We start from the raw sequence: 3633 nt of genomic DNA on the forward strand, positions 1-3633 counted from the left end.
TCAGGGTACCGAGGGGTGCAGCCGGATCGATGGAGGGATCGATGGCCGCAAGAGCCTCCGCAGCACGGCGCTCCTGTTCGCGCCGAGCGACGAAGATGGCGCCGCGCGTCAGCGGATGGCCTAAGAACATGTTCTGGGCGACGCTAAGGCGTGGTACCTGCTGCAATTCCTGATGGATCATGGCGACGCCCGCAGCGCGTGCGGCGACCGGGTTGGCGAGTGTAACCGGCTTGCCGTCGATGAGGACGCTTCCCGCTGTCGGCGTGTGGACGCCAGACAGGATGCGCAGCAGCGTCGACTTGCCGGCGCCATTTTCCCCGAGCAGGCCGTGGATTTCACCGGCACCTACCGAGAACGACACGCCGTCAAGCGCCCGCACGGCCGGAAACAGCTTGGAAATGCCCTGGAATTGCAGCCGGGGTGACATTGGGTTCTATCTCCGGGCAACGGTGCCGGCGGGAGCGAATTGCTCTGGCCGGCACTCGCCGATTGGCCTTACTGGCCCGCAGCCGCGTCCTCGAGCAGTGCCTTGCGCGCGCCGGCGCCGGAATAGCGGTCGGCATTGTCCTTGGTGATCAGTGCCTGGGGCGTGGCGACGACGCGGGGCAGCTTCTGTCCCGCGACGAGACGCAGAGCAGTTTCCAACGCCACTTCGCCGGTCAGCACCGGGAAACTGTCGACCGTGCCGGTCAGTTCGCCGGCCCGTATGGAGGCATAGGCGTCGGAAATGCCGTCGGTGCCGAAGACCGCAACCTTGTCCTGCAGGCCGGCGGCCTTGACTGCCTCGACGATGCCGAGCGCCATGCCGTCATTGTTGGCATAAAAGCCGATCAGGTCGGGGTGCTGCTGCAGGATGTTGGTGGCCGCATCATAGGAGGTCTGGCGGTCCCAGTTGCCGGGAACGCTGGCGACGACCTCGAACTTGCCTGCCTCGGTGATGGTCGACTTGAAGCCGTCGGTGCGCTGCACGGCGGCATAGACGCCAGCCTGGCCTTCGACGATGGCGACCTTGCCGCCATCCGGACGGTTCTTGATGAACCATTTGGCGACGCGCACGCCATTGTCGCGCTGGACATTGCCGACATAATGTTCGGCCTGCGGGATGACGGCGTCATTGACGTTGACCACCGGCACGTTGGCGGCCTTGGCTTGCTCCATGATCGGCTGCAGATTGGCATCCGTTTGCGGCGAGACGAGCAGCACGTTGTAGCCCTGGGTCACCAGGCCTTCGGCAATGGTGAGCTGGCCGAGCTGGTCGCCCTCGCTTTGCGCTGCCTGATAGACGACGGGAACGCCGACCTTGGCGCCGAATGCCGTGTAGCCCTCGCCCAGCGAGCGCCAGTATTCATTGGTCAGCGTCTTGGAGACGGCGCCTGCCTTGGTGCCTTCGGGCAGCTTGGGGAACGCGCCGAATTTGGCCTCGACCTGCGACCAGTCGATGCGGTCCTTTTCCGTGTCGGAATTGAGCGGCGCGAGGTCGGCCGAAAAGGCAGAGCCGATCGACAGCGCCATCAGTGCGGCGGTAGCAGTGGCAAGCAGAAGTTTCATTGTATTCCTCCCTTGTTGAAAACGATAATGGTGCGGATGCCTCAGCTATCCGGCCCGAGCATGATTTCCTGGATGATGGCCTGCGACGTCACCGCATCCTGGCTGTCCATGGCGGCGGACAGGCGATTGTCCTGCTCCAGCCGGTCGACGACGCGCAGCATGCGCTTGACGGTGGCGATGTTGACTTCGCACTCGCGCACCGGATCGAGCCCGGTCATGTCGGGGAACGTGTCGAAATAGATGGCGCCGGCGTAACCGTCGCGGCGAATCTGCCTGAGCAGCTCGATGGTCTGCAGCGTGTGCACCGCGCCGACCATCAGGCCGTCGTCGCGCTTGGCGTAGCCGTCGTTCAGATGCACGCCGAGCAGCTTGCTGTGGCGCGCCACCAGGGCCGCGGCAAAGGCCGGCTGTTCGTCAGCATAGAGCACATGGGCGAAATCGAGGGTGACGCCCAGATTGGGCAGGCCGACATCGCGGATCGCCAGCAAGGTCGTCGCCGCATCCGGCATCAGGCTGTAGGAGCGTGGTTCGTTCGGTTTGTACTCAAGGCTGATCTGACAGTCGGGATCATGCGCGGCTACTTCACGAATCCCCTCGATTTCGTGTTGCCAAAGCGTCACATAGTCGGCCTGGAAGGCGTAGTCGAAGCCATCCTGGCCGAGCCACAGCGTCATCAGGCTGGCGCCGGCCTCACGCACGGCATCGATGCCGGCTTTGGTCAGGTCGATGGCCTCGCGGCGCACCGCCGGATCCGGATTGGTGAAGGCGCCGAGCTTGAAGGCGGGGTTGGAGTAGTAGCGCATGGCAAAGCCATTGATAGAAAGCCCGAGATCGCTCAGTTTGAGGGCGATTTCCGCAGGCTTTTCAGTGACATGGTCGGGAAAGTTGAGGTCGAGATCGGTAAGCCCGCCGACCTTGGCGGCGCGCGCCGCCATCTGCAGCAGCGACGGCTTGCCGGTAAGATCAGGCCATTCGGCCTGCGGCCGCGAGGCAAAGGAATTTAGGCGCGTGGCGAAACGAGTGGCTGTCATGGTCGATCCTTCAATCGTCATGACTTCACATAAATACAAATATTTGTAAAGTTATTGTTTTGAGGGGCGGGCGGTGATCTGTGTCGACGGCCGGGGCTGAGCCGCGCGAAGGCGCAGGTTTCCCAGCGGCGTCGCCGGACAATCCGTCAGAACGGTGGGATCACTGACCGAGAGCGTGCGACGAAGCCGTCGAGTTCGAGGTGCTCCATGTGCGAGATCGCCCGGCAGGACGCGCCGTCGCGGCTAGTGCACCGGCGAAAAAGAGCCCAACGATTGACCGGCCAAAGGCACCGTCACACGACCGCGCAGGGAGATGCAGATCGCCGCTGCCTGGCGCTCGATCAGCGTCAGCACTTCACATCGTTCAAGCAATGATGTCGGGAATGATCTTGTCTTCCAGCGCCATCAGCCGGTCCTTGAGGAACAGCTTCTTCTTCTTCATGCGCTGGATCTGCAGCGGATCGCAGGCCATGGCGATCATCGCGTTGATGGCTGCATCGAAATCGGCGTGTTCCTGCTTCAGGCGGGAAAATTCGAGGCGAATATCGGCCTGTTCCTGATCGGACATTCTCTACCGTCTGCACGTCTGCGGCGCCCAAAGCTGGGCCTGATTGGGCGGGGCCGGGTGTTTTGTCACCGGCGTGCAGCCCATATCACATTTCACAGTGTCGTGGAATGCTACCACGGATCATTCGACATCGCCCGCGGAAGGTGACACACTGTCACCGTGCCGTCACAGAAGCGAACCTGCGGTGGACGCGCCGTGACGGTTGCAATCGAGGAAAACCATGAAAGGGAGAACCAATCATGTCTCTTGCATCCCATCTTGATGAGTTGCAGCGGAAACACGGCGACATCGAACGTGAAATCGATGACGCGATGAATCATCCATCGGTCGACGACCTCGAAATCGTGAATCTTAAGCGACGCAAGCTGGCACTCAAGGACGAGATTGAAAAACTAAGAGGAAAACCGACCACGCATTGATGCCCTCCTGACATAGCCGCCCGGTATCCGCGGCCTCTTTTCCCGGCGGCTCCCCGCCGCCGGGAAA

Annotated in this window: 5 protein-coding genes; 1 reads left to right on the forward strand and 4 read right to left on the reverse strand. The window is 62.2% G+C overall.

The annotated features are described in order from the left end of the window. The 4 genes from EN991_RS27625 to EN991_RS27640 all read right to left on the reverse strand — a co-directional run. Nucleotides 1-427 (reverse strand): ATP-binding cassette domain-containing protein (locus EN991_RS27625; RefSeq protein ID WP_164769404.1); only part of this gene is annotated, 427 nt, incomplete at its 3' end. 68 nt (nt 428-495) lie between these two features. Beyond that, the gene (locus EN991_RS27630) at nt 496-1548 is read right to left on the reverse strand and encodes a substrate-binding domain-containing protein (protein ID WP_024502965.1); all 1053 of its coding nucleotides are present in this window, start codon (nt 1546-1548) and stop codon (nt 496-498) included. A gap of 41 nt (nt 1549-1589) precedes the next feature. Beyond that, nucleotides 1590-2579 (reverse strand): TIM barrel protein, encoded by a 990-nt coding sequence (locus tag EN991_RS27635; protein ID WP_127369939.1) that lies wholly within the window; start codon nt 2577-2579, stop codon nt 1590-1592. Between the two features lie 364 nt (nt 2580-2943). Next, nucleotides 2944-3147: a DUF465 domain-containing protein gene (locus tag EN991_RS27640; RefSeq protein ID WP_013529216.1), complete on the reverse strand. Its 204-nt coding sequence runs from the start codon at nt 3145-3147 to the stop codon at nt 2944-2946. A gap of 239 nt (nt 3148-3386) precedes the next feature. Here EN991_RS27640 and EN991_RS27645 point away from each other — a divergent pair, with 239 nt between their 5' ends. After that, nucleotides 3387-3566 carry a YdcH family protein gene (locus EN991_RS27645; protein WP_013529217.1) on the forward strand — a complete coding sequence of 60 codons (180 nt, stop codon included), beginning with the start codon at nt 3387-3389 and terminating at the stop codon, nt 3564-3566. Nucleotides 3567-3633 lie beyond the last annotated feature (67 nt).

It is taken from the genome of Mesorhizobium sp. M7A.F.Ca.US.005.03.2.1 (assembly GCF_003997795.1).
Lineage (GTDB): Bacteria > Pseudomonadota > Alphaproteobacteria > Rhizobiales > Rhizobiaceae > Mesorhizobium > Mesorhizobium ciceri.